The 25,200-nt window shown below is 71.0% G+C and carries 23 protein-coding genes, 1 tRNA gene and 1 pseudogene; 19 read left to right on the plus strand and 6 right to left on the minus strand.

Annotated elements, in window-relative coordinates; translation table 11 throughout:
* The first annotated feature begins 220 nt into the window (after positions 1–220).
* From EAO70_RS30205 to EAO70_RS30230, 6 genes are all read left to right on the plus strand, one after another.
* Positions 221–1,858: an ABC transporter substrate-binding protein gene (locus EAO70_RS30205; protein WP_148006014.1), complete on the plus strand. Its 1,638-nt coding sequence runs from the start codon at positions 221–223 to the stop codon at positions 1,856–1,858.
* Between the two features lie 171 nt (positions 1,859–2,029).
* A complete protein-coding gene (locus EAO70_RS30210) occupies positions 2,030–2,962 on the plus strand; it encodes an ABC transporter permease (RefSeq protein WP_187284135.1) in 933 nt (310 codons plus the stop codon).
* Entirely contained in the window at positions 2,955–3,902 is a 948-nt protein-coding gene (locus tag EAO70_RS30215; protein ID WP_148006016.1) for an ABC transporter permease, read from the plus strand. Before EAO70_RS30210 ends, EAO70_RS30215 begins: the two co-directional genes overlap by 8 nt.
* 14 nt (positions 3,903–3,916) lie before the next feature.
* Positions 3,917–4,975, plus strand: a complete 1,059-nt coding sequence (locus EAO70_RS30220) for an ABC transporter ATP-binding protein (RefSeq protein WP_148006017.1) — start codon at positions 3,917–3,919, stop codon at positions 4,973–4,975.
* Positions 4,968–6,056, plus strand: coding sequence for an ABC transporter ATP-binding protein (locus EAO70_RS30225; protein ID WP_148006018.1), 1,089 nt, complete (start codon positions 4,968–4,970; stop codon positions 6,054–6,056). Before EAO70_RS30220 ends, EAO70_RS30225 begins: the two co-directional genes overlap by 8 nt.
* 226 nt (positions 6,057–6,282) lie before the next feature.
* On the plus strand, positions 6,283–7,908 hold the full coding sequence (locus EAO70_RS30230; RefSeq protein ID WP_148006019.1) for an ABC transporter substrate-binding protein: 1,626 nt from the start codon (positions 6,283–6,285) through the stop codon (positions 7,906–7,908).
* On the opposite strand, the pseudogene EAO70_RS40495 reads toward EAO70_RS30230, so the two are convergent.
* Positions 7,902–7,994: pseudogene (locus EAO70_RS40495) on the minus strand (ABC transporter permease); the annotation flags it as partial. The gene EAO70_RS30230 and the pseudogene EAO70_RS40495 sit on opposite strands and share 7 nt — an antisense overlap.
* Positions 7,995–8,029: 35 nt before the next feature.
* Between EAO70_RS40495 and EAO70_RS30235 the strand changes: the two are divergent.
* The 5 genes from EAO70_RS30235 (at position 8,030) to EAO70_RS30255 (ending at position 13,194) form a co-directional block, all read left to right on the plus strand.
* Positions 8,030–8,953, plus strand: a complete 924-nt coding sequence (locus EAO70_RS30235; protein ID WP_148006020.1) for an ABC transporter permease — start codon at positions 8,030–8,032, stop codon at positions 8,951–8,953.
* A complete protein-coding gene (locus tag EAO70_RS30240; protein WP_148006021.1) occupies positions 8,946–9,941 on the plus strand; it encodes an ABC transporter permease in 996 nt (331 codons plus the stop codon). Before EAO70_RS30235 ends, EAO70_RS30240 begins: the two co-directional genes overlap by 8 nt.
* 6 nt (positions 9,942–9,947) lie before the next feature.
* Positions 9,948–10,931, plus strand: coding sequence for an ABC transporter ATP-binding protein (locus EAO70_RS30245; protein ID WP_148006022.1), 984 nt, complete (start codon positions 9,948–9,950; stop codon positions 10,929–10,931).
* The gene (locus EAO70_RS30250; protein ID WP_148006023.1) at positions 10,924–12,048 is read left to right on the plus strand and encodes an ABC transporter ATP-binding protein; all 1,125 of its coding nucleotides are present in this window, start codon (positions 10,924–10,926) and stop codon (positions 12,046–12,048) included. Before EAO70_RS30245 ends, EAO70_RS30250 begins: the two co-directional genes overlap by 8 nt.
* A gap of 192 nt (positions 12,049–12,240) precedes the next feature.
* Positions 12,241–13,194: a hypothetical protein gene (locus EAO70_RS30255; protein WP_187284100.1), complete on the plus strand. Its 954-nt coding sequence runs from the start codon at positions 12,241–12,243 to the stop codon at positions 13,192–13,194.
* Position 13,195: 1 nt separating this feature from the next.
* Here EAO70_RS30255 and EAO70_RS30260 read toward each other — a convergent pair whose 3' ends face one another.
* Positions 13,196–15,370 carry a S9 family peptidase gene (locus EAO70_RS30260; protein WP_148006024.1) on the minus strand — a complete coding sequence of 725 codons (2,175 nt, stop codon included), beginning with the start codon at positions 15,368–15,370 and terminating at the stop codon, positions 13,196–13,198.
* Positions 15,371–15,552: 182 nt separating this feature from the next.
* Here EAO70_RS30260 and EAO70_RS30265 point away from each other — a divergent pair, with 182 nt between their 5' ends.
* From EAO70_RS30265 to EAO70_RS30285, 4 genes are all read left to right on the plus strand, one after another.
* Positions 15,553–15,747 (plus strand): hypothetical protein, encoded by a 195-nt coding sequence (locus EAO70_RS30265; protein WP_148006025.1) that lies wholly within the window; start codon positions 15,553–15,555, stop codon positions 15,745–15,747.
* Positions 15,748–15,799: 52 nt separating this feature from the next.
* Complete coding sequence (mshB, locus tag EAO70_RS30270) at positions 15,800–16,690, plus strand: N-acetyl-1-D-myo-inositol-2-amino-2-deoxy-alpha-D-glucopyranoside deacetylase (RefSeq protein ID WP_148006026.1); 891 nt, start codon at positions 15,800–15,802, stop codon at positions 16,688–16,690.
* Complete coding sequence (locus EAO70_RS30275; protein ID WP_222723494.1) at positions 16,687–17,118, plus strand: DUF6113 family protein; 432 nt, start codon at positions 16,687–16,689, stop codon at positions 17,116–17,118. Before mshB ends, EAO70_RS30275 begins: the two co-directional genes overlap by 4 nt.
* A 617-nt stretch (positions 17,119–17,735) precedes the next feature.
* Positions 17,736–19,313: a hypothetical protein gene (locus EAO70_RS30285; RefSeq protein WP_315986257.1), complete on the plus strand. Its 1,578-nt coding sequence runs from the start codon at positions 17,736–17,738 to the stop codon at positions 19,311–19,313.
* A 64-nt stretch (positions 19,314–19,377) separates the two neighbouring features.
* Here the strand turns inward: EAO70_RS30285 and EAO70_RS30290 are convergent, their stop codons facing one another.
* The gene (locus tag EAO70_RS30290; protein ID WP_148006028.1) at positions 19,378–19,743 is read right to left on the minus strand and encodes a DUF1304 domain-containing protein; all 366 of its coding nucleotides are present in this window, start codon (positions 19,741–19,743) and stop codon (positions 19,378–19,380) included.
* A gap of 221 nt (positions 19,744–19,964) precedes the next feature.
* Between EAO70_RS30290 and EAO70_RS30295 the strand changes: the two genes are divergently transcribed.
* Complete coding sequence (locus tag EAO70_RS30295) at positions 19,965–20,495, plus strand: hypothetical protein (RefSeq protein WP_148006029.1); 531 nt, start codon at positions 19,965–19,967, stop codon at positions 20,493–20,495.
* Positions 20,496–20,620: 125 nt separating this feature from the next.
* A tRNA-Val gene (locus tag EAO70_RS30300) sits at positions 20,621–20,695 on the plus strand.
* A gap of 87 nt (positions 20,696–20,782) precedes the next feature.
* Here the strand turns inward: EAO70_RS30300 and EAO70_RS30305 are convergent.
* Both EAO70_RS30305 and EAO70_RS30310 read right to left on the minus strand, forming a co-directional pair.
* Positions 20,783–21,760: a transglutaminase-like domain-containing protein gene (locus tag EAO70_RS30305; RefSeq protein ID WP_261993120.1), complete on the minus strand. Its 978-nt coding sequence runs from the start codon at positions 21,758–21,760 to the stop codon at positions 20,783–20,785.
* Positions 21,757–22,758, minus strand: a complete 1,002-nt coding sequence (locus tag EAO70_RS30310) for a GNAT family N-acetyltransferase (RefSeq protein ID WP_148006030.1) — start codon at positions 22,756–22,758, stop codon at positions 21,757–21,759. Before EAO70_RS30310 ends, EAO70_RS30305 begins: the two co-directional genes overlap by 4 nt.
* Before the next feature lie 112 nt (positions 22,759–22,870).
* On the opposite strand from EAO70_RS30310, the gene fdxA reads away from it, so the two are divergent.
* Positions 22,871–23,191 carry a ferredoxin gene (gene fdxA / locus EAO70_RS30315; protein ID WP_015035968.1) on the plus strand — a complete coding sequence of 107 codons (321 nt, stop codon included), beginning with the start codon at positions 22,871–22,873 and terminating at the stop codon, positions 23,189–23,191.
* 128 nt (positions 23,192–23,319) lie between these two features.
* Positions 23,320–24,414 (plus strand): bifunctional succinyldiaminopimelate transaminase/glutamate-prephenate aminotransferase, encoded by a 1,095-nt coding sequence (locus EAO70_RS30320; protein WP_148006031.1) that lies wholly within the window; start codon positions 23,320–23,322, stop codon positions 24,412–24,414.
* Positions 24,415–24,541: 127 nt separating this feature from the next.
* On the opposite strand, the gene EAO70_RS30325 is transcribed toward EAO70_RS30320, so the two are convergent.
* Complete coding sequence (locus EAO70_RS30325; RefSeq protein WP_148006032.1) at positions 24,542–25,003, minus strand: ATP-binding protein; 462 nt, start codon at positions 25,001–25,003, stop codon at positions 24,542–24,544.
* Between the last annotated feature and the right edge of the window lie 197 nt (positions 25,004–25,200).

Below are 25,200 nucleotides of genomic sequence, written 5' to 3' on the forward strand. Positions count from 1 at the left end.
TGGGGTGATGTTGTCAAAACGAGACCACTTAAGTGTGGTTTACAGCCCGGACGTACTTAATAGTTGGCTCCATTGAGCTCGGGTCAATGGGTCACGCACTGTGGGGAGTGCCGACTCACGAGCACACTCGGGGCACTTGAGTGCAATGCCGTCAGGGGTGTCGGCAGAACTCGGAGTGCCCCTCTTGTAGTGACAAAAGTGGACTCATGAGGAGGAACCCATGCGCGGTGCCAAGAGCGCCAAGTGGGTAACGGGCGCGATCATCGTTGCCCTTGCTGCGACCGCCTGTGGCGGGGGTAAGAGCGACAGCGGCGACGCCAAGGGCGCTGTTGACCCGAACGGAATCTTCTCCGTCGAGCTGGGCGAGCCTGAGAAGCCCCTGCTCACCGGTGACACGATGGAGTCCAACGGCTCCGCCGTGATGGCCGGCCTGTTCTCGACCCTGGTCGACTACAAGGCCGACGGCTCCCTGGAGATGATCAACGCCGAGTCCGTCACCACGACCGACTCGAAGACGTGGACCGTCAAGCTCAAGCCGGGCTGGACCTTCCACGACGGCACCCCGGTGACCTCCAAGTCCTACGTGGACGCGTGGAACTGGAACGCCAGCCTGAAGAACGCCCAGGGCCTCTCGTCCTGGTTCGCGGACATCAAGGGCTACGACAAGGTCCACCCGGACGCCGAGGGCGCCAAGCAGACCGCCGACAAGCTCGAGGGTCTGTCGGTCGTCGACGAGACCACCTTCAAGATCGAGCTCTCGAAGGCCGTCCCGTACTTCGGTCACAAGCTCGCCTACATCGTCTTCGCCCCGCTGCCCGAGTCCTTCTACAAGGACCCGGCCGCCGGCGGCCAGAAGCCGGTCGGCAACGGTCCCTACAAGTTCAAGAGCTGGGACCACAAGAAGAAGATCGAGATCACTCGGTACGACGACTACAAGGGCCCGAACAAGGCGAAGAACGGCGGTGTGGTCTTCAAGAACTACACCACCCTCGAGGCCGCGTACGAGGACCTGAAGTCCGGCAACGTCGACGTCCTGCGTCAGATCGCGCCGAAGGACCTCCCGGTCTACCGCCAGGACCTCGGCGACCGCGCCGTGGACCAGCCGTACTCCGCGATCCAGACCATCGCCGTCGCCTTCTACGCCGACCAGTGGAAGAAGCCGAAGCAGATCGACCCGCGCGTCGTCCAGGGTCTGTCCATGGCGATCGACCGTGCCACCATCACCAAGACGGTGCTGCAGGGTACGCGTGAGCCCGCGACCGGCTGGGTCGCCAAGGGTGTCCTGGGCTTCCAGGAGGACGGTGGCGCCGGCGTCACCAAGTTCGACCCGGCGAAGGCCAAGGAGCTCATCAAGGCCGGCGGCGGCGTCCCCGGCAACAAGATCTCCATCCAGTTCAACGCCGACGGTGGCCACAAGGAGTGGGTGGACGCTGTCTGCAACTCCATCCAGCAGGCCACCGACGTCCAGTGCGTCGGCGACAGCAAGCCGGACTTCCAGGCCGACCTGACGGCCCGTAAGACCAAGCAGGTCAAGTCCCTGTACCGCTCCGGCTGGGTGCTCGACTACCCGGTGAACGCCAACTTCATCTCCGACCTGTTCCGCACGGGTGCGGCGGGCAACCAGGGCGACTTCTCCAACAAGGAGCTGGACGCCGAGATCGCCAAGGCCGACTCCGCGGCGACGCTGGACGACTCGGTGAAGCAGTTCCAGGCCATCGAGAAGGAACTGAAGAACTACATGCCGTCCATCCCGCTCTGGTACTACAAGGTCAACGCGGGCTACTCCGAGAAGGTTTCGGGCGTGGCTTACGGTCAGGACGGCGACCCGATCCTGACCGGCGTCGAGGTCACGAAGTAATCACCCAAGCGTAGTCCGCACGCCGTCGCGGGACTGACGGATCGTCAGTCCCGCCTCGGTGCCTTATGCAGTGGCTGGGGGGCCCTTCCGCGACACAGTTCTGCCCGTCATCGGGGCAGGATGTCGTGGGAGGGCCCCCGGCTGCCGCCGTCACATCTCAACGGAGGCATGATGGGGCGCTATGTCGCACGACGACTGCTCCAGATGATCCCGGTCTTTTTCGGGACAACCCTGCTGATCTTCCTCATGGTCTACAGCCTGCCCGGCGACCCCGTGGCCGGACTGTTCGGTGACAAGGGCGCGTCCCCGGCCACCATCGCCGAGATCAGACACAAGCTCGGCCTCGATCAGCACATCCTGAAGCAGTACTGGGACTACATCAGCGGGATCATCTTCCACCTCGACTTCGGGACGCAGATCCGCAACGACCGTCCCGTCACCGAAGTGCTGGGTGACGCGTTCCCCGTCACGCTGCAGCTCGCGGCACTCGCCTTCGCCGTCGAGCTGGTCTTCGGCATCGGCCTCGGCGTCATCGCCGGCCTCCGTGCCGGCCGCATGGCCGACAACGCCATCCTGATCTTCACCCTGCTGATCATCTCGATCCCGGTCTTCGTGCTCGGCTTCATCATCAAGATGGTGTTCGCCTTCGAGCTCGGCTGGATCGAACCAAACGTCAGCAACGACCAGTTGGTCTCCGAGATGATCGCCCCGGCCATCGTCCTCGGCGGTCTCTCCCTCGCCTATGTGGCGCGCCTCACCCGTACGTCGATGGCGGAGAACCTCCGCGCCGACTACATGCGCACCGCCGTCGCCAAGGGTCTGCCGCGGAGCCGCGTCATCGGCGTCCACCTCATGCGCAACTCGATGATCCCGGTCGTCACCTTCCTCGGCACCGACATCGGCGCCCTCATGGGCGGTGCGGTCGTCACCGAAGGCATCTTCAACATCAAGGGTGTCGGTGGTCTGATCTACGAGTCGATCAGCCGCCGCGAGGGAACCACCCTCGTCGGCCTCGTCACGATCCTGGTGGTCATCTACCTCATCACCAGCCTGCTCATCGACCTGCTGTACGCGGTCCTGGACCCGAGGATCCGGTATGCCTGACGTGACCAAGACCGCGACCGCTCCCACGGCTGCCGTCGACACCCCCTCGGCGAACGTCTCCGCGGTCAAGGCGGAGAAGGCGCGCAGCCTCTGGGGCGACGCCTGGCGCGACCTGCGCCGCAACCCGTATTTCCTCGTGTCGTCGGTGCTGATCTTCTTCCTGCTGCTGATCTCCGCCTTCCCGGGCATGTTCACCAGCGCCTCGCCGACCACCGGTGACCTCGTCAAGCACTACGTCGGCAAGCCGGAGCTCGGCGACATCGGCTCAGCGGGCTGGCTCGGCTACGACATCCAGGGCCGCTCCGTCTACGCCCGACTGATCTACGGCACGCGCGCCTCGATCATCGTCGGCGTCGCCGTGACCGCGATCGTCACCGTCCTCGGCGGCATCGTGGGCATGATCGCCGGCTACTTCGGCGGCTGGGTCGACGCGGTCCTGTCCCGCCTGACCGACATCTTCTTCGGCATCCCGTTCCTGCTCGGCGCCATGGTCGTCCTCCAGGCGTTCGTCGAGCGGACCGTCTGGGTCGTCGTCTTCGCCCTCGCCTTCCTCGGCTGGACGCAGATGGCCCGCGTCATGCGCGGCGCCGTGATCACGGTCAAGCACGCCGACTACGTCCACGCGGCGAAGGCCCTCGGCGCCGGCACGACCCGGATCCTCTTCCGGCACATCCTGCCGAACTCCATGGCCCCCGTGATCGTCGTCGCGACCATCGCGCTCGGCGGCTACATCTCGGCCGAGGCCACCCTGTCCTACCTGGGCCTGGGTCTCGCCTCCCCGACCGTCTCGTGGGGTGTCGACATCTCCGCGGGCGTTCAGGCGATCCGTACGTCGCAGCACATCCTGCTGTACCCGTCGATCATGCTGAGCCTCACCGTTCTGGCGTTCATCATGCTCGGCGAAGCCGTCCGCAACGCCCTCGACCCCAAGCTGCGCTGAGGAGGGCGTAAAAGATGAGCATCATCGACAAGACCGCGTCCGTCCCGGCGCCCCGCGACGGCGCCGACCACAACGGTCCGCTGCTCGAAGTCCGCGACCTGCACGTCGAGTTCCACACCCGTGACGGTGTGGCCAAGGCGGTCAACGGAGTCAACTACTCGGTGAACGCCGGCGAGACCCTCGCCGTCCTCGGCGAGTCCGGCTCCGGCAAGTCCGTCACCGCGCAGGCCATCATGGGCATCCTCGACATGCCGCCCGGCAGGATCCCGCAGGGCGAGATCCTGTTCCGCGGCCAGGACATGCTGAAGATGGCCGAAGAGGACCGCCGGAAGATCCGCGGCCGGAAGATCGCGATGATCTTCCAGGACGCGCTGTCCTCCCTCAACCCGGTCCTCACCGTCGGCTACCAGCTCGGCGAGATGTTCCGGGTGCACCAGGGCCTCTCCAAGAAGGCCGCCACGCTCAAGGCCGTCGAGCTGATGGACAAGGTCAAGATCCCCGCCGCCAAGGCGCGGGTCGCCGACTACCCCCACCAGTTCTCCGGCGGTATGCGCCAGCGCATCATGATCGCCATGGCGCTCGCCCTGGAGCCGGACCTGATCATCGCCGACGAGCCCACCACGGCTCTCGACGTGACCGTCCAGGCCCAGGTCATGGACCTCCTCGCGGAGCTCCAGCAGGAATACAACATGGGCCTGATCCTGATCACCCACGACCTCGGCGTCGTCGCCGACGTCGCGGACAAGATCGCCGTGATGTACGCCGGCCGGATCGTCGAGCAGGCGCCGGTGCACGAGCTCTACAAGCGCCCGGCCCACCCCTACACCAAGGGTCTGCTGGAGTCGATCCCGCGCCTGGACCAGAAGGGCCAGGAGCTCTACGCGATCAAGGGCCTCCCGCCCAACCTGCTCCGGGTGCCCACCGGCTGCGCCTTCAACCCGCGCTGCCCCCTGGCCGACGACATCTGCCGCACGGAGATCCCGGCGCTGGTGCCCGTCACCGAGCAGAACGGTGCGGACCTCCCGGGCCGTACGAGCGCCTGCCACTTCTGGAAGGAGACGATCCATGGCTGACCTCAGCAAGAACGAAGAGGCCGTGGCCGCCGCCATCGAGGCCCCGGTGGGCCGTGGCGAGCCGATTCTCCAGGTGCGCAACCTGAAGAAGCACTTCCCGCTGACGCAGGGCATCCTCTTCAAGAAGCAGGTCGGCGCGGTCAAGGCCGTGGACGGGGTCTCCTTCGACCTCTACCAGGGCGAGACCCTCGGCATCGTGGGCGAGTCCGGCTGTGGCAAGTCCACGGTCGCCAAGCTCCTGATGAACCTGGAGCAGGCCACCGCCGGCGAGGTCTTCTACAAGGGCCAGGACATCACCCGGCTGGGCGGCCGCGCGCTGAAGGCCGTGCGCCGCAACATCCAGATGGTGTTCCAGGACCCGTACACCTCGCTGAACCCGCGCATGACGGTCGGCGACATCATCGGCGAGCCCTTCGACATCCACCCCGAGGTGGCCCCGAAGGGCGACCGGCGCCGCAAGGTGCAGGAGCTGCTCGACGTCGTCGGTCTGAACCCGGAGTACATCAACCGGTACCCGCACCAGTTCTCCGGCGGTCAGCGCCAGCGCATCGGCATCGCCCGCGGCCTCGCGCTCAACCCGGAGATCATCATCTGCGACGAGCCGGTCTCGGCCCTGGACGTCTCCGTCCAGGCGCAGGTCATCAACCTGATGGGGAAGCTCCAGGACGAGTTCAACCTGTCCTACCTCTTCATCGCGCACGACCTGTCGATCGTCCGGCACATCTCGGACCGCGTCGGCGTCATGTACCTCGGCAAGATGGCCGAGATCGGTACGGACGAGCAGATCTACGAGCACCCGACGCACCCGTACACCCAGGCGCTGCTCTCCGCGGTGCCGGTGCCGGACCCGGAGGCCCGCGCGCACCGCGAGCGGATCATCCTGACCGGTGACGTCCCCTCGCCGGCCAACCCGCCGTCGGGCTGCAGCTTCCGCACCCGCTGCTGGAAGGCGCAGGAGAAGTGCGCGCAGGAGACGCCGCTGCTGGCGATCCCGCAGCGCTTCGCCGGCCAGGACACCCCGGCCGCCCACTTCTCGGCGTGCCACTTCGCCGAGGAGAAGCAGGTCGTGCCGGTGCACTGACGCACCGAGCGGCAGACACGACGAAGGGCGCCCCGGTCCGTACCCACGGACCGGGGCGCCCTTCGTCGTGTCCCGCGTGTCCCTCCGCACCACCGCGCCCCCGTCCGGCCTCCGCGTATCCCTCCCGAGCACCCCGGCACCGTCCGGCGGCCGTAAAAGTGCACCCCCGTCAAGAACAGGTGATATTGGGGCATAAGTCATACTGAGGACATTCGGGAGGCACTCCATGCGCGGAGCCACGCACGCCAAGTGGGCCGCTCTGGCCACCGCAGTCGCCCTGGCGGCGACCGCCTGCGGCGGCGGCGACAGCGGCGGTGGCGGAGGGGCCGACGGCATCGTGAGCTCCTCGTGGGGCGACCCGCAGAACCCGCTGGAGCCCGCCAACACCAACGAGGTCCAGGGCGGCAAGGTCCTCTCCATGATCTTCCGCGGGCTCAAGCAGTACGACCCGAAGACCGGCGAGGCCAAGGACATGCTCGCCGAGAAGATCGAGACGACCGACTCGACCAACTTCACCATCACGGTGAAGGACGGCTGGACCTTCTCCAACGGCGAGAAGGTCACCGCGAAGTCCTTCGTCGACGCCTGGAACTACGGCGCGAACCTGAAGAACAACCAGAAGAACGCCTACTTCTTCGGCCAGATCGAGGGCTACGACCAGGTCCACCCGGAGAAGGGCGAACCGACCGCCGAGACGATGTCCGGCCTCAAGGTCACCGGCCCGCAGACCTTCACGGTCAAGCTCACCCAGAAGTTCTCCACCTGGCCCATCACCCTGGGCTACGCGGCCTTCTCCCCGCTCCCGCAGACCTTCTACACGGACCACTCGGCCTGGCTGTCGAAGCCGGTGGGCAACGGCCCGTACACCGTCGACTCGTACTCCAAGGGCTCCCAGATGGCCCTCAAGCGCTGGGACGCCTACCCGGGCGCCGACAAGGCCCAGAACGGCGGCATCAACCTCAAGGTGTACACCGACAACAACACGGCCTACACCGACCTGACGGCCGGCAACCTCGACCTCGTCGACGACGTGCCCGCCTCCCAGCTCAAGAACGTCGAGGCCGACCTCGGCGACCGGTACATCAACGTCCCCGCCGGCATCATCCAGACCCTGTCGTTCCCGTTCTACGACCCGGCCTGGAACAAGCCCGGACAGGAGAAGCTCCGGCAGGGCCTCTCCATGGCGATCGACCGGAACCAGATCACCGAGACCATCTTCCAGAAGACCCGGACCCCCGCCGTCGACTGGACCTCCCCGGTCCTCGGCGAGGACGGCGGCTTCAAGGACGTCTGCGGCGACTTCTGCAAGTACGACGCCGACCAGGCGAAGAAGCTGGTCGCCGAGGGCGGCGGCATCCCCGGCGGCACCATGAAGATCTCGTACAACGCCGACACCGGCTCCCACAAGGAATGGGTCGACGCGGTCTGCAACTCCATCAACCGCGCCCTCGGCAACAACAAGGCCTGCGTCGGCAACCCGGTCGGCACCTTCGCCGACTTCCGCAACCAGGTCACCCAGTCGAAGATGGACGGTCCCTTCCGGGCCGGCTGGCAGATGGACTACCCGCTCATCCAGAACTTCCTCCAGCCGCTGTACTACACCAATGCCTCGTCCAACGACGGCAAGTACACCGACCCGCAGTTCGACAAGCTGGTCAACGAGGCGAACGCCGAGGCCGACACCGCGAAGGCCATCGGCCTCTTCCAGCAGGCCGAGGAGGTCCTCCGCGACGACATGGGGGCCATCCCGCTCTGGTACCAGAACGGCAGCGCCGGCTACTCGGAGCGGGTGAGCAACGTCACGCTGAACCCGTTCAGCGTCCCGGTCTACGACCAGATCAAGGTCAACTGACGCCGTAGCAGGTGCCGGCTGATGACCCGGCGGCGGGGCAGGCCCTTGGCGACGGCGGTGCGGACGTAGTCGGCGCGCTTGTTCTCACCCCCCTTCCCGGAGCCAACCCCCGGAGCCCCCCATGGGTCGATATGTGATCCGGCGGCTGCTGCAGATGATCCCGGTCTTCTTCGGCGCCACGCTGTTGATCTTCCTGATGGTGAACGTGATGGGCGACCCCATCGCCGGACTGTGCGGCGACCGCCAGTGCGACCCGGCGACCGCCGCCCAGCTGGAGAAGGAGTTCGGCCTCGACAAGCCCGTCTGGCAGCAATACCTCACCTACATGGGCAACGTCTTCACCGGAGACTTCGGCACCGCCTTCAACGGCCAGCCCGTCACCGAACTGATGGCCAGCGCCTTCCCCGTCACCATCCGGCTCACCATCGTCGCGATCGTCTTCGAGATCGTCATCGGCATCAGCCTCGGCGTCGTCACCGGCCTCAAGCGGGGCCGCCCCGTCGACACCACCGTCCTGCTGCTGACCCTGGTCGTCCTCTCGGTCCCGACCTTCGTCACCGGCCTCCTCGTGCAGCTGCTCCTCGGCGTCAAGTGGGGCTGGATCAAACCGGCCGTCTCACCCGAGGCCACCTTCTCCGAACTGATCGTGCCGGGCCTGGTCCTCGCCTCGGTCTCGCTGGCGTACGTCACCCGGCTCACCCGGACCTCGATCGCCGAGAACAAGCGCGCCGACTACGTCCGCACCGCCGTCGCCAAGGGCCTGCCCCGCCGCCGGGTCATCAGCCGGCACCTGCTGCGCAACAGCCTCATCCCCGTCGTGACGTTCATCGGCGCCGACGTCGGCGCCCTCATGGGCGGAGCCATCGTCACCGAACGGATCTTCAACATCCACGGCGTCGGCTACCAGCTCTACCAGGGCATCGTCCGCCAGAACACCCAGACCGTGGTGGGCTTCGTGACCATCCTCGTCCTGGTGTTCCTGCTGGCCAACCTCCTGGTCGACCTCCTGTACGCCGTCCTTGACCCGAGGATTCGCTATGCCTGAGCAGCCCGAGCCGCTGGAGTCGTACGAAGAGGGCCGAGCCATCGCACCCACCGGCGCCGGCGGCGCGTCCGACCTCGCGACGGCCGAGGGGGAGACCCTGGAGGCGACGCCCGGCGGCCCCCTCGGCACCGGTGCCGACAAGAAGCCCCGCTCCCTGTGGTCCGACGCCTGGCGCGACCTGCGCCGCAACCCCATCTTCATCGTCTCCTCGCTGGTGATCCTCTTCCTGGTCGTCATCTCCATCTGGCCCCAGCTGATCGCCTCCGGAGACCCGCTCGACTGCGACCTCTCCAAGGCCCAGGAGGGCTCCCAGCCCGGCCACCCCTTCGGCTTCAACGGACAGGGCTGCGACGTCTACATCCGCACGGTCTACGGCGCCCGCACCTCCGTGACCGTCGGCGTCCTCGCCACCCTCGGCGTCGCCGTCCTCGGCAGCATCCTCGGCGGCCTCGCCGGTTTCTTCGGCGGCGCCTGGGACGGCGTCCTCTCCCGGATCACCGACGTCTTCTTCGCCATCCCCGTCGTCCTCGGCGGTCTGGTGCTGCTCTCCGTGGTGACCAGCTCCACCGTCTGGCCCGTCATCGGCTTCATGGTCCTGCTCGGCTGGCCGCAGCTCTCCCGCATCGCCCGCGGCTCCGTCATCACCGCCAAACAGAACGACTACGTGCAGGCCGCCCGGGCCCTCGGCGCGTCCAACTCCCGCATGATGCTCCGCCACATCACGCCCAACGCCATCGCCCCGGTGATCGTCGTCGCCACCATCGCCCTCGGCACGTACATCGCCCTGGAGGCGACCCTGTCCTACCTCGGCGTCGGTCTGAAGCCGCCGACCGTGTCCTGGGGCATCGACATCTCCTCGGCCTCCCAGTACATCCGCAACGCGCCCCACATGCTGCTCTGGCCGGCCGGCGCACTCGCCATCACCGTGCTCGCCTTCATCATGCTCGGCGACGCCGTCCGCGACGCCCTCGACCCGAAGCTGAGGTAGCGACCCATGCTGCTCGAAGTGCGCGACCTCCACGTGGAGTTCCACACCCGCGACGGGGTGGCCAAGGCCGTCAACGGCGTCGACTACTCCGTCGACGCGGGGGAGACCCTCGCCGTCCTCGGCGAGTCCGGCTCCGGCAAGTCCGTCACGGCCCAGGCCGTCATGGGCATCCTCGACGTCCCCCCGGGCCGGATCAGCCGGGGCGAGATCCTCTTCCAGGGCCAGGACCTGCTGAAGCTCAAGGAGGACGAGCGGCGGAAGATCCGCGGCGCCAAGATGGCGATGGTCTTCCAGGACGCGCTGTCCTCCCTCAACCCCGTCCTCAGCGTCGGCGACCAGCTCGGCGAGATGTTCCAGGTCCACCAGGGCATGTCCCGGAAGGACTCCCTGGCCAAGGCCGTCGAACTGATGGACCGGGTCCGCATCCCCGCCGCCAAGGAACGGGTCGGCCAGTACCCCCACCAGTTCTCCGGCGGCATGCGCCAGCGCATCATGATCGCGATGGCGCTCGCCCTCGAACCCGAGCTGATCATCGCCGACGAGCCCACCACGGCCCTCGACGTCACCGTCCAGGCCCAGGTCATGGACCTCCTCGCCGAACTCCAGCGCGAACTCAACATGGGGCTGATCCTCATCACCCACGACCTCGGCGTCGTCGCCGACGTCGCCGACAAGATCGCCGTCATGTACGCCGGCCGGATCGTCGAACAGGCCCCCGTCCACGAGATCTACAAGGCGCCCGCCCACCCCTACACCCGCGGCCTGCTCGACTCCATCCCCCGGCTGGACCAGAAGGGCCAGGAGCTCTACGCGATCAAGGGCCTCCCGCCGAACCTCCTCGCCATCCCGCCCGGCTGCGCCTTCAACCCCCGCTGCCCGATGGCGCAGGACGTCTGCCGCACCGACGTGCCCCCGCTCTACGACGTGACCGAGTCCCCGGTACCGCGCACCAGCGCCTGCCACTTCTGGAAGGAGTGCCTCCATGGCTGAGGCGATTCTCGAAGTCCGGGACCTCCACAAGCACTACCCGCTCACCCGGGGCATCGTCTTCAAGAAGCAGGTCGGCTCGGTCAAGGCCGTCGACGGAGTCGACTTCGACCTCCGCGCCGGCGAGACCCTCGGCATCGTCGGCGAGTCCGGCTGCGGCAAGTCGACCGTCGCGAAGATGCTCGTCAACCTGGAGCGGCCGACCTCCGGCTCGATCCGCTACAAGGGCGAGGACATCAGCAGGCTCTCTCCGCGCGCGCTCAAGGCCGTCCGCCGCAACATCCAGATGGTGTTCCAGGACCCGTACACCTCGCTCAACCCCCGCATGACCGTCGGCGACATCATCGGCGAGCCGTACGAGATCCACCCCGAGGTCGCGCCCAAGGGCGACCGGCGCCGCAAGGTCCAGGACCTCCTGGACGTCGTCGGACTCAACCCCGAGTACATCAACCGCTACCCGCACCAGTTCTCCGGCGGCCAGCGCCAGCGCATCGGCATCGCCCGCGGCCTCGCCCTCCAGCCCGAGATCATCGTCGCCGACGAACCGGTCTCCGCCCTCGACGTCTCCGTCCAGGCCCAGGTCATCAACCTGATGGGGAACCTCCAGTCGGAGTTCTCCCTGTCGTACGTCTTCATCGCCCACGACCTCTCGATCGTGCGGCACATCTCCGACCGGGTCGGCGTCATGTACCTCGGCCGGATCGTCGAGATCGGCACCGACGCCCAGATCTACGACCACCCCACCCACCCCTACACCCAGGCGCTGCTCTCCGCCGTCCCCGTCCCCGACCCCGAGGCCCGCGCCCACCGCGAACGCATCATCCTCACCGGCGACGTGCCCTCCCCGGCGAACATCCCCTCCGGCTGCCGCTTCCGCACCCGCTGCTGGAAGGCCCAGGAGCGCTGCGCCCTCGAAGTCCCGCTGCTCGCCGTCCCGGCCGTCTTCCGCCTCACGGACAGCCCGGCGAAGCACGACTCGGCCTGCCACTTCGCGGAGGAGAAGCACGTCGTCCCCTCGGAGACCGCGCGCCCCGACGCACCACCGGCGTTCGGCGACACGCCCCCCGCCGCACCGCGGGACCCGGGTGACGACCCGTTCAGGAAGCCCGAAGCGCCTTAACGCGACGGCAACTCGGCGGAATCGGATCCGATATACGAACACGCCAGGCTGTCCAGCGTACGGCCGTGCGGGTGCCGTGAGCCGGGCCGGGGCACGCCATGTCGCCCCGGCCCGGACCCGTGCGTTCCCCCCGTCCCGCGGGTTTCGCGGAACCGCTTGTTTCGGTTGGTGGCGACCGTGAGTATCGGGACCGTGACTGTGACACGACCGGCACGTCTCGCGGGCGCCGCGCTCTGCGCCGTGCTCGCCCTCATCTGCGCCGGGTGGATTCTCAAGGACCTCGCCGCGCTCGGCTCGCCCGTCGACCTCGCCTGGCACTGGGCCGGTGACCAGCACCTGCCGGTCCGCGGCCGGCCCGCCACCTCCCTGGTCGACGCCGTCCTGCTCGTCGCCTCCGCGGCGGCCGCGGTCGCCGGCCTCCGGTCCCGGCACGCGGCCTCCGCGTTCGCCGCCACCGGCACCGTCACGCTCGCCCTGCGGCTCCCCGGGCTCTGGGAGCCCGACAGCGGGGCCCTCCTCACCGCCCTGGTCGAACTCGCCCTGGCCGCCGCCCTGGTCGTCACCGCCGCCGTCGGCCGCCGCCCCGGCGCCGCCCCGCACGAGCCGCTCCCCGGCCGTCCGCGGCCCGGCCCCGCCGCCGCCGCCGGGGCCCTCCTCGCGACCGGCGCGGTCGTCCTGGCCCTGTGGGAGCTGTACTGGGCCGGCGAACTCCCCCTGGAGGCCACCGTCGACCGCTTCACCGGCGGCCGCTCGATCATGAAGTCGGCCCTGGCGCCCCCGCCGGCCTGGCTGTCGCTGACCCTCGTCGCCCTGTACGGGACCGGCGCCGTCTCCGTCCTCTTACGGGCCCGCCACAGCCGGGCCACCGGGCTGCTGGCCGGGGCCTTCCTGGCGGCCGGCGGACTCGCCGCCGTGGCAAGGACCACCCGCTACGAGATGATCGGCCACTTCGCGGACCTCCCGGCCTACGGCCGGCTGACCGTCCTCACCGCCCTCTTCGGACTCCTCGGCGGCCTCGCGGTCCTCGCCCTCCTCGCCGGGCGCGGCGCACCCCCCGGCGCCCCCGGCGAGGAGGGCGAGGACCGCGAGGCCGCCGAGGAGTCCGAAGAGGGCGGTGAGGACCACCCGCCGCCGCCCGGCTGGTGACTCAGCCCCGCCGCGAGCCAAGCGCGCCCAGGGACCGCTTCAGGAAGTCCACCTGGAGCAGCAGCAGGTTCTCCGCGACCTGCTCCTGCGGGGTCATGTGGGTGACCCCGGACAGCGGCAGCACCTCGTGCGGCCGGCCCGCCGCGAGCAGGGCCGAGGAGAGCCGCAGCGCGTGCGCGACGACCACGTTGTCGTCCGCGAGACCGTGCACGATCATCATCGGCCGGGCGGGCTCCTCCGGCGCGGAGAGCCCGTCGTCGGTGAGCAGCGACTCCGCCGCGTACACCCCGGGATCGTCCTGCGGGGTGCCGAGGTACCGCTCGGTGTAGTGCGTGTCGTACAGCCGCCAGTCCGTCACCGGCGCCCCCACCACCGCCGCGTGGAACACGTCGGGGCGCCGGAGCACCGCCCGGGCGGCCAGATAGCCGCCGTACGACCAGCCCCGGATCGCCACCCGCCCGAGGTCGAGCGGGAAGCGCCCCGCGAGGCCCCGGAGCGCGTCCACCTGGTCGTCGAGGGTCGGCCCGAGGTCCCGGGCGATCGCCTTCTCCCAGGCGGGGGAGCGGCCCGGGGTGCCCCGGCCGTCCGCGACGACCACCGCGAAGCCCTGGTCGGCGAACCACTGGGACGTCAGGTGCGCGTTGTGCGCGGCGAGCACCCGCGGCCCGTGCGGACCGCCGTACGGGTCCATCAGGACCGGCAGCGGCCCGTCCCCCTCCTCGTATCCCGTCGGCAGCAGCACCGCGCACGGGATCCGCCGCTCGCCGGCCTCGGTGAGCCGCACGCGCGCGCGGAGCACCGGATCCTGGGCGTACGAGGCCACCACCGCGACCTGCTCACCGTCCCGGAGCACCCGTGCCACGCCGCCCGGCTCGTCCGGCCGCGCCGACACCAGGACGGTCACCGCCCCCGAGCGCGCCGCGCCGTGCACCCCGGCGCCCTCGGACAGCCGCTGCGCGCCCCGGCCGCTCACCCGGTACACATGGATCTCACCGGTCTCCGGGAGCGCCGCCCCCTCGCCCGCCGACGCCGACACCAGCACGTCCTCCGCACCGACGTCGAGCACGGCCCGGACGTGCAGCGTCGCGTCGGTCAGCACCCGGTCGCCCACGGCCAGGGACCGCGCCCCGGTCTCGTCCGTGAGCCGCACCAGCCCTCCGTCCGGGGCCCATGCCGGCACCCCCGGCAGGAGGTCCAGCCACACCGGGTCCCGCTCCTCCCGGACGGCCGAGGTCTCCCCGGACTCCGGGTCCACCGCGAGGAACACCTGCTCCCGCTGGTCCCGCGTCTGGACGAGCAGCAGCGGCGCCCCGCCTCCCGACCAGTGCACGCGCGCGAGGTACGGGTACCGCGCGCGGTCCCACACCACCTCCGTGCGGGACCCGTCGAGGTCCGTGAGGAACAGCCGGACGTCGGCGTTGGCCGTACCCGCCGCCGGGTACGCCACCGGCTGCGGCTCCCGGCCCGGACGCGCCGGGTCCGCGATCCACCAGCGCCGCACCGCCCGGTCGTCGACGCGGGCCACGAGCAGCCGGTCCGAGGCCGGGGACCACCAGAAGCCCCGGTCCCGGCCCATCTCCTCGGAGGCGATGAATTCGGCCAATCCGTAGGTGACCTCGGGCCCTTCGGGTACGGCGACCCCGCGGTCGCCCGTACCGTCCGCCCCCACGACCCGCAGCGCCCCCTCCGCCACGTACGCGACCCGGCGGCCGTCCGGCGAGGGCCGGGGGTCGATCACCGGCCCCGGGACCGGCAGCTCCCGGGCCGTGCCCGCCCGCAGCTCCGCCGCGAACAGCCGCCCCGAGAGGGCGAAGGCCGCCAACTCCACGGCCCCGTCCACCGCGTACGCCACCACGCCGGCCGAGCCCTCCCGGCTCCGTTCCCGGCGCGCCCGCTCCTGGGCCGACAACTCCTCCTCGCCGCCCGCCAGGAGGACCTCCGGGTCGGCCGCCACCCGCTCCGCGGCCGCGCCGCCGTCGCGGGGAAGGTCGAGGACCCAGAGCCGGTGCGTACGGTCCACGCCGGACGCGGCCCGGAGGAAGACGACGCGCTCCCCGTCCGGGGAGACCGAGAAGGCACGCGGGACCCCCAGGGTGAACCGCTGGGTGCGGGCGTGATGACGAGGGAAGGAGAGCGCGGCGGTGGGTGGGGCCGGCTGCTGTCGAGACGAGGTCATGCGGCTGAAACTAGCGCTGTGCGCCCCCCTCGTGCCTCCGTCCGCCGATCGATGCGGCGGCACGGATAGTTATGATCCGTAGCGCTAGGTGGGTATGCATCCGACGGGCCTGCTCCCCTGGCACATGCTGATCGACCGAACCACTCGAATATCCGACTGAAGAAGTGTGGAGGTGAACCGCCGTGGCACTCTCGATCTCCGTGGTGGTGCTGCTGGCGATCGTCGTCTTCCTTCTGATCCGGAAGTCCGGGTTGAAGGCGGGACACGCGGCGATCTGCGCGCTCCTGGGCTTCTACCTGGCCAGCTCGTCCATCGCCCCCTCCATCAGCACCCTCACCACCAACGTGGCGAACATGGTCGGCAACCTCAAGTTCTGACGGTGCCCCCGGGCGCCGCATCCGGCGGGTGCCGACCTCGTAGGGTGGGGACATGTCCGATCTCCCCGCCCGCCGTCTGCTGCTGGTGCACGCGCACCCGGACGACGAGTCGATCAACAACGGCGCCACCATGGCCAGGTACGCGGCCGAGGGCGCCCTCGTCACCCTGGTCACCTGCACGCTGGGGGAGGAGGGCGAGGTCATCCCGCCCGAGCTCGCCCACCTGGCCCCCGACCGGGAGGACCGGCTCGGCCCGTACCGGGTCGGTGAACTCGCCGCCGCGATGACCGCGCTCGGCGTCACCGACCACCGGTTCCTCGGCGGCCCCGGGCGGTTCCGCGACTCCGGGATGATGGGCGCCGAACAGAACGAGCGCGCCAACGCCTTCTGGAACACCGACGTCGACACGGCGGCCCCCGCCCTCGTCGAGGTGATCCGGGAGACCCGTCCGCAGGTCCTCGTCACCTACGACCCCGACGGCGGCTACGGCCACCCGGACCACATCCAGGCCCACCGGGTCGCCATGCGCGCCGCGGACCTCGCCGCCGACCCCGCCTACCGCCCCGACCTGGGACCGGCCCACACGATCGCCAAGATCTACTGGAACCGGGTCCCCAGGCCGGTCGTGGAGGCCGGCTTCGCCCGGCTCCGCGCCGAGGGCTCCGTCTTCCCGGCCGTCGCCGCCGTCGACGACGTCCCCGGCGTCGTCGACGAGGAGCGGATCACCGCCGAGATCGACGCGGGCCCGGAGCACATCGCCCGCAAGAGCGCGGCGATGGCCGCGCACGCCACCCAAGTCGCGGTCGACGGCCCGTTCTTCGCCCTCTCGAACGACCTCGGCCAGCCGATCCTCACCACCGAGTACTACGAGTTGGTCCGCGGCCTCCCCGGCGCCCCCGAGGGCACCCGCGAGACGGACCTCTTCGCCGGAGTGACCTCATGAGCCCCAGCGCCCCCAGGAACCCCACGCCGTCCGCGAAGCGCGCCTCCGGCGGGCCCGTCGCGCCCCGTACGCCCACCCTCTCCCGCAACGCCCGATTCGCCTGGTACGCGGGCCTCGTGGTCCTCGGCCTGCTCGTCGGCACCGCGGGCTCCCTCGTCCAAGCCGCCTGGCTCCCCCTCGGCCTGATCCTCGCCCTCCTCGCGACGGCCGGCCTCTTCTACGGGGGACTGCGGGCCACCGAGACCCAGGTCGGCGTGGTCGCGGGCGGGGTCGGCTGGCTCCTCGCCGTCATCCTCCTCAGCCTCGGACGCCCGGAGGGTGACGGGGCGTTCGCCGGTGGCGTCGGCGAGCTGCTCTACCTCTTCGGGGGCATGGCGATCGCTGTGATGTGCACCACGCTGGTCCGGTTGCCCCGACCGATCCCGTGAACAGGACGAGTTGAGTCCGCGGACGCCCTGACTTCGGCCGGATTGACCGTCGTCAGCCACCCACGGGTCAGCTATGAGAGGGCGGCGCCCAGTATGGTGGTGCGCGCCGCCGAACCGCCCGGGTCATACGAGCATCAGCAAGAGCGGGCGGTGGAGCCAACCGGGAGATCCTGCTTTGAGTCGTGAAACTGGTCGAGAGACTGACAGTTCGTCCTCCGGCGCCCAGGGGCGCGGTGGAGCCGCGTACCCCTCGGGTACACCGCCGTACGGATCCCGCCAGTATCCGTCGCTCCACCCCACGCAGGACGCGCCGGAGGAGAGTGCCGCCGCGCCCGCGCCCGAGGAGCCCAAGACCGAGACGACGCTGACGACCCGGATCCGGATCAACATCCCGGGTTCGCGTCCGATCCCGCCCGTCGTGGTCCGCACGCCGGTCGAGTCGTCCGCGGCCTCCCCGGCCGCCGCGCCGGAGCCCGCTCCCGCGCCGGAGCCCGAGCCGGAGCCGACGGCGGCCCCCGAGCCGCCGCGGGCCGAGGAGGCGCCGAAGGCGAAGGAGACGAGCGACTGGTTCGCGCCGCGCAAGGCGGCGCCCCCCGGCCCGGCCCCCGAGCCCGCGCATGTACCAGGGCACGCCGCCGGGCGGCACCCCGGTCCACGACGGCACCCCCGCCGGCGGCACGCCCCGGTACGACGGGACCCCCGCCGGGGGCTCCCCGGTGTACGACGGAACCACGGGCGGCGCGCACCCGGGCGCCGGGAACCCGCTCTACAACGGCACGCCCGCCGGCGGCACCCCGATGTACCAGGGCACCCCGCCCGGCGGCACGCCCGCGTACCGCGGCCCCGACGCCCCGACCGGCCCCACGACCGGCCCGGTCACCGGCACCGCGGACCTGAGCGGCCGCCCGGCCGGCCGACCCGGACCTGCGGGCCCCGGCCAGGGCGCGGCCTCGCCGTTCCCCGGCGGCGGCGCCCCCGGCGGCGCTCCCCGGATGTCCGACGACACCGCGATCCTCACCCCGCAGGCGCCCGCGCCGACCGGCCCCGGCAGGGGCGGTCCCGGCGGACCGGCAGGACCGTCCGGGGGCGGGGGCGGCCACGTCTCCGGCGACACCCTCACCAGCGGCATCCCGGTCGTCCCGCCGAAGGCGGCCCGCCCGAACCTCACGCCCCGCATCGAGGAGCGGACGGCCCCGGCCCCCGCGCCGCGACCGGCTCCCGCGCCCGACCGCGCCGCCCCGGCGAAGAAGGGCCGCTCCAAGCTGGTCCTCGCCGCCGTCGGCGTCTTCGGCCTCGCCGGCCTCGCCTACGGCGCCGGGCTGCTCCTCAACCACTCCGACGTCCCGAAGGGCACCACGGTCCTCGGCGTGGACATCGGCGGCGGTACGAAGGAGGAGGCCGTCAACAAGCTGGACGCGGCCCTCGGCAAGCGCGCCGGAGCGCCCATCCGGCTCGGCATCGACGGCAAGAAGGTGGCGCTCGCCCCGGACCGGGCGGGCCTGGCCCTGGACAGCGTGGAGACCGTCCGCGCCGCCGCGGGCAGCGACTACAACCCCGTCTCGGTCATCGGCTCCCTCTTCGGCGGCGAGCGCGTGGCCAAGCCGGTCTTCCCGGTCGACGAGGAGAAGCTCGCCGTCACCCTCACCGACCTCGCGGGCGCGTCGGGGTCGGCGACCGAGGGCACGATCCTGTTCGCCCCGAACAAGGTGACGCCCGTCGAGGGCAAGCCCGGCAAGGGCCTCGACGTCCAGCGCTCGATGATCTCCGTCCGGGACGCCTTCCGCGCCCAGGTGGAGACCGGGATGGGCAAGGTGGTCGAGCTGCCGGTCACCGCGCGCCAGCCGAGCGTCGGCAAGGCGGAACTGGACCGGGCGATGAAGGAGTTCGCGACGCCCGCCATGTCCGACCGCATCACCGTCCGGGCGGGCGGCAAGGAGATCCAGTTCGGCCCGGCGCGCTCGCTGCCGCAGATCATCTCCATGAAGGCCAGCGAGGGCCGCCTGGTTCCGGTCTACGACACCAAGGCGATCGAACGGCTCCTCGACGGCGCCTTCAAGGGCGTCATGATCACCGCGGCCGACGGCACCAAGCGGGAGGTCTCGGCCGACGACGTGGCGTCCGTGATGGGCGAGGCGCTGCTCGGCAAGACCAAGGACGAGCGCACCAAGACGATCGACCTGAACCCCAAGGGCTGACGGCCCCGATCGCCTTCGCCCCGAGCCCCCGGCCCGAGAACCTCGGCCGGGGGCTCGGCGCGTGTCAGTAGTGGGCCACGAGCACGGCGGACAGGGTGAGCGCGCCGGGCAGCGCCTGGGCGAAGAGGATCCGCCGGTTGGCCGTGGCGGCGCCGTACAGGCCGGCGACGACCACACAACAGAGGAAGAAGACCCGGACGGGGAAGGCGACCGGGTCGTCCGCGACGAGACCCCAGACGAGGCCGGCCGCCAGGAAGCCGTTGTAGAGCCCCTGGTTCGCGGCCATGGCGGCGGTGGTGCGTGCCGTCTTCGCGTCGAACCCGGAGAAGCGACGGCCGATGTCCTTCTCCCACAGGAACATCTCCATCACCAGGATGTAGGCGTGCAGCAGGGCGACGAGGGCGACGAGGATGTCTGCGGTCAGCGGCATGGCCGCATTCTGCCGCCGGGCAGGCGGAGGCCGGTGGGAGGCGCGCACCGGCGCGCCCGAGGCGCTTCGCGGGAATGAACGGCAAATTCCGGATCTGAAACTGAAAAGCAGAAAGTAGTCTCAAAAGCTCGACGGAGCGACCCCGGGACCGGGAAACTGTCAGCAACAGGCCTGCGCACAGGCCTCGTTGGACATAGTCCGCATCAGAACCGGGGGAGAACATGGCAGGAAACACACGTCGTCGGGCTGCGCGCGCGGCGGGCCTGGGGGTCGCCTCGGCGCTCGTCTTCGGCATGACGACGGGCACCTCGTTCGCTATCGAGAACCCGCCCACGGTCACCATCAGCGTGAACTTCGGGGTGGTCGCGACCACGCACCCGGACACCGTGGGCTGCAACGGCTACCAGGTGACCGGAGCGGGGACCGCGGGCGGGGCGCCGGTCAACGGCGCGGTCTGGGCGCAGCAGGAGACGGCCTGTACCGCGACCGTCCCCGGCAGGTACGACATCAAGGGGACGGCGACGCTCACCGAGAGCGACGGCGACAAGCTCTACATCAGCTACGAGCTGTCCGCGCCGCTGACCTCGGACACCATGGTGTACCCGTCGGGCACGTTCAAGATCCTCAAGGGCGAGGGCAACTTCGAGGACTCGACCGGCGGCGGGCAGATGAGCGCGAAGGTCAACCTGCTCGACCACGACCACGCGAGCGCCACGCTGACGGGGTACATCCGCAAGTACTGGCAGGTCTGATCCACCCCGCCGCACCGCCCACCGGGGACGCCCGCCGGGGACGCCCGGCGGGCGGTGCGGCACCCTTCGGCCGCCGGAAATCCCGTCGCCGTACGGCCGCTTCGGCCGTTATGATCATCGCAAGGGCGGGGTCGTAGCACAGAGGTAGTGCGCCGCGATGACATCTCGGAGGACGCCGGTTCGAATCCGGTCGCCCCGCCCCCTCCACACGTCACGGGCCCCGGTGCGAACGCACCGGGGCCCGTTCCTTCGGGCGCCGTCCTCAGTGCACCCTCGGCGCGGACGGCCTAGTTCAGCCGCGCCCGTGCCGCCTGGGCCCGGCGCCGGACCGTCGTCGCCGACTCCGGGTCGACCGCGTCCATGACCTGTGCGTACGCCTCCATCTCCGCCGCCCCGGTCAGGAAGTCCCCGCGCTGGACCAGCAGCTCGGCGCGCTCGTAGCGGAGCCTCGCCGGGTGCGAGGGGAGCAGCAGGGAGAGTTCCACCGCCCACAGGGCCACGTCGGAGCGTTCCGGGCGGGGCGCCGCCCACGCGCGGATGTTGTTGAGCACCCGCAGCACGATCGCCCCGGGCTCGGCGGGCCGGAGCATGGAGCGGTCGAGGGCCTCGCCGGTCGCGCTCGTCACCAGCAGCTCCGCGTCCGGGCCCGTCATCGCGCGGCCGCCGGCGAAGGGGTCGGCGAGGTTCAGGTCGGCGGGGTCCCCGAAGCCCACGACGAAGTGGCCGGGCAGCCCCAGTCCGTAGACCGGGGCACCGGCCCGGCGGGCGACCTCCATCCAGACGACGGAGAGCAGGATCGGCAGGCCCCGGCGGCGCCTGAGCACCTCGTGGAGGAGGGAGGACTCCAGGCGCTGGTAGTCGGCGGGCACGCCCTCGAAGCCCTCGCGGCCGCCGAGGAGGCCGGCCAGGGCGGTGGCCCAGTCGCCGACGATCCGGGTCGCGTACGGGACGAGCCCGGCGAGGCGGTCGAGCTCGATCTCGGCCTCGGTCAGGACGTGCCGGGTGACGGTGGGGTCGGCCACCGCGCCGATCAGCAGACAGAGCCGGGCGAGGTCGGGCCGTTCCGACCGCGCCTCCTCCGCGAACTCGCGCCGCCAGTCGGGCGGGTCCGGGCTCTCGCCGGCGTCCCCGCCGGCCGCTCCGTCCCGGCCCGGCGGCCCGCCCTGCCGGGGCGGTTCGTCCTCCGGTCTCGCCGGTCCCTCCGGTGTGTCCGGTCCGTCCGGACCGTCCGCCGGTCCGTCCGGTGGTGGTACGTCCTCCGTCACGCCTCCGCCCATCGGTAGTGGTGGTAGTGGTGGTGCGGCGCGAAGCCCATGCCGTCGTACAGCGCCCGCGCGCCGTCGTTGTCCGCCTCCACCTGGAGCCAGGCCGCCGACGCGCCCTCGTCGAGGGCCTGCCGGGCGAGCGCCGTCATGACGGAGGTCGCCAGGCCCCGGCGCCGCTGCTCCGGGTCCACCTCGACGGCCATGAAGCCGGCCCAGCGGCCGTCGGCCACGCACCGCCCGATCGCCGCCGGTACCCCTCCCGTGCCCGCCACGGACGCGAACCACACACTCGGCCCGGACTCCAGCACCGGCCGTACCGCCGGGCCCGGCTCGCCGAAGCGCTGGTAGCGGCGGAGCCACGACTCGTCGACGGTGCGGGAGAGGCGCACGGCGGAGACGTCGGCGTCCAGGTCGCCGATCGGGGCCAGGGCCGCGATCCGCACCTCGGCGGAGACCTCACGGCGCCACCCGTGTCCTTCGAGCTCCGCGCAGAGCAGCTCCTGGGTGCCCTCGGCGCCGGTGGAGGCCTGGACGATCGGGGGGAGCCCCCGGGACGCGTACCACGCGCGCACGTGCGCGAGGGCATCGGCGGTCGGCAGCCCCGGATCACCGAGCGGGAGCACCGAGTTGGCCCGCCGGGTGAACCCGCCGGCGGCCCGCAGGGTCCAGTCGCCGAGCGCCTCGGTCTCGACCGGCTGCCACGCGCGCGCGGTGGCCCGGGCCAGCTCCGGGAAGGTGGCGGAGGGACCGCGGCGGCGCGCCGGAGCGGCCGGCACGACCTTCCCGGCGGCCAGGGCGGATCCCGCGATCCGGACGCTCGCGCCGTCCTTTCGTGTGATCAGCAGCACACCGTTGTCCCATGATGTGAGAACTCCGACCGCGTCGGTGAACTTCGGCCCCGTCGCCGCCGAGTCCGTCACGAACCGAACGGAGACACGTTTTCCCACGTCAGCGCTGGTAATTCGGACCTCAAGGCGTCCTCCGCCGGTGAATTCCACAGCTTCTCCGCCCCTCCTGTTCGGATCGCCCCCAAGAACGGAGATACTAGGTGCGGGCATCGACGACGCCGCGCTCCCGCGCAGACCAGCCCTATCGAGGAGGAACGACAGCGTGACCTACGTCATCGCGCAGCCTTGTGTCGACGTGAAGGACAAGGCGTGCATCGAGGAGTGCCCCGTCGACTGCATCTACGAGGGCAAGCGGTCCTTGTACATCCACCCGGACGAATGCGTCGACTGCGGGGCCTGTGAGCCGGTCTGCCCGGTCGAGGCGATCTTCTACGAGGACGACACCCCGGAGGAGTGGAAGGACTACTACAAGGCGAACGTCGAGTTCTTCGACGAGCTCGGTTCGCCCGGTGGTGCCTCCAAGCTCGGCGAGATCGAGCGCGACCACCCCTTCATCGCCGCCCTGCCCCCGCAGAACGGCTGATCGACCGCACCACGATCGCGGCCGGACCCGTCCGGCCGCATCCGGTCCCGTACGGCGTCGGCCGCCGTGCGGGACCGTGGCGTTTCCCCGACGCCGACCCGCGCACGCACAGGAAGTGAGAGCCAACCGTGAGCGCAGTCTCCTCGCGCCTGCCCGTCTTTCCCTGGGACAAGCTGGAGCCGTACAAGAAGACGGCCGTGGCCCACCCCGACGGCATCGTGGACCTCTCGGTCGGCACGCCCGTCGACCCGGTCCCCGCGCTGATCCGGCAGGCCCTGGTCGCGGCGGCGGACTCGCCGGGCTATCCCACGGTGTGGGGGACGACGGAGCTGCGCGACGCGCTGACCGGCTGGTGCGAGCGGCGGCTCGGCGCGGTGGACTTCGTCCACGAGAACGTGCTGCCGGTGGTCGGCTCCAAGGAGCTGGTGGCCTGGCTGCCGACCCAGCTGGGCCTCGGGGCGGGCGACCGGGTGGCGTACCCCCGGCTCGCCTACCCGACGTACGAGGTCGGCGCGCGGCTCTGCGGCGCGACGCCCGTCGTCTACGACGACCCGACGGAGCTCGACCCGGCCGGGCTCAGGCTGCTCTGGCTCAACTCCCCGTCCAACCCGACCGGCAGGGTCCTCGCCAAGGACGAGCTGACCCGGATCGTCGCCTGGGCGCGCGAGCACGGTGTCCTCGTCTTCTCCGACGAGTGCTACCTGGAGCTGGGCTGGGAGGCCGACCCGGTCTCCGTGCTGCACCCCGACGTCTGCGGCGGCTCGTACGAGGGCATCGTCGCCGTGCACTCGCTGTCCAAGCGCTCCAACCTGGCCGGCTACCGCGCCGCGTTCGTCGCGGGCGACCCGGCGGTGCTCGGTGAGCTGCTCCGGATCCGTAAGCACGGCGGCATGATGACCGCGGCGCCGGTGCAGGCGGCGACGGTCGCGGCGCTCGGCGACGACACGCACGTGGCCGAGCAGCGCGAGCGGTACGCGGCCCGCCGCGAGGCCCTGCGGGCCGCTCTGGAAGCGCACGGCTTCCGGATCGAGCACAGCGAGGCGAGCCTGTACCTGTGGGCGACCCGGGACGAGCCCTGCTGGGACACCGTGGCCTACCTGGCGGAGAAGGGCGTGCTCGTGGCGCCGGGCGACTTCTACGGCGAGGCGGGGGAGCGGTTCGTGCGGGTCGCGTTCACGGCGACGGACGAGCGGGTCGCGGCGGCGGTCAAGCGGCTCGGCTGACGGCCGGGACCAGGCCGTACGGGGAAGGGCCCGGGGAGCAGCTGCTCCCCGGGCCCTTCCCCGTGTGCGCCGCACGGCCCACGCGTGCGCGTGCCGTGCGGCGGTGGTGCGTGCGGTGCCCGTCGGGTCAGCCGCCGATCGGCAGGCCACCGAGCGTCTGACCGGTGGGCAGGCCGCCGAGGCCGCCGCCCAGGGCGCCGCCGGTCGGGCCCTCGGCGCTCTCGGTGGCGGCGCCGGCGGTCTTGCCGACCACCTCGCCCGCGCTGCCGGCGGTCTCGCCGGCGACCTGCTGGGCGGCCGGGGTGGCGGTCTTGCCCGCCGCGCCGACGGTCTTGCCGGCCGCGGGGACGGCCGTGCCGACGGCCTCGCTGCCGGCGGAGCCGACGACCCCGGTGGCGGTCTGCGAGGCGCTGTCGACGGCGGTGCCCGCACCGGCGGCGTCCAGGGCGGTGACGCCGCCGAGCGCGCCGGTCGGCGCGAGGCTGTGGTCCAGGGCGCTCGCGGAGCCGGCCGCACCGACCACGGGGGCTGCTCCGGCCGCGATGAGGAGGGCGGCGCGGGCGATCCGACGGGTCAGGGGGAGGGACATGGTGCTCCTTCGACGAGGTGCGAGGTGGTGTTCGGACGCAGTGACAACCGGCCCTGGGGCGGGAGAGGTTGCGGAGGCCCAAGGTAAAGAATTGGCAATGCGTCGTATTGTCGGGCGGGGAGGAAAACGGACGAAGGTGTCATTGCGGGGACGTCTGGCGAACCGTCACTTCCCTTACGGTGCACGGTGATTGAGGG

It is taken from the genome of Streptomyces sp. adm13(2018), assembly GCF_008042145.1.
Lineage (GTDB): Bacteria > Actinomycetota > Actinomycetes > Streptomycetales > Streptomycetaceae > Streptomyces.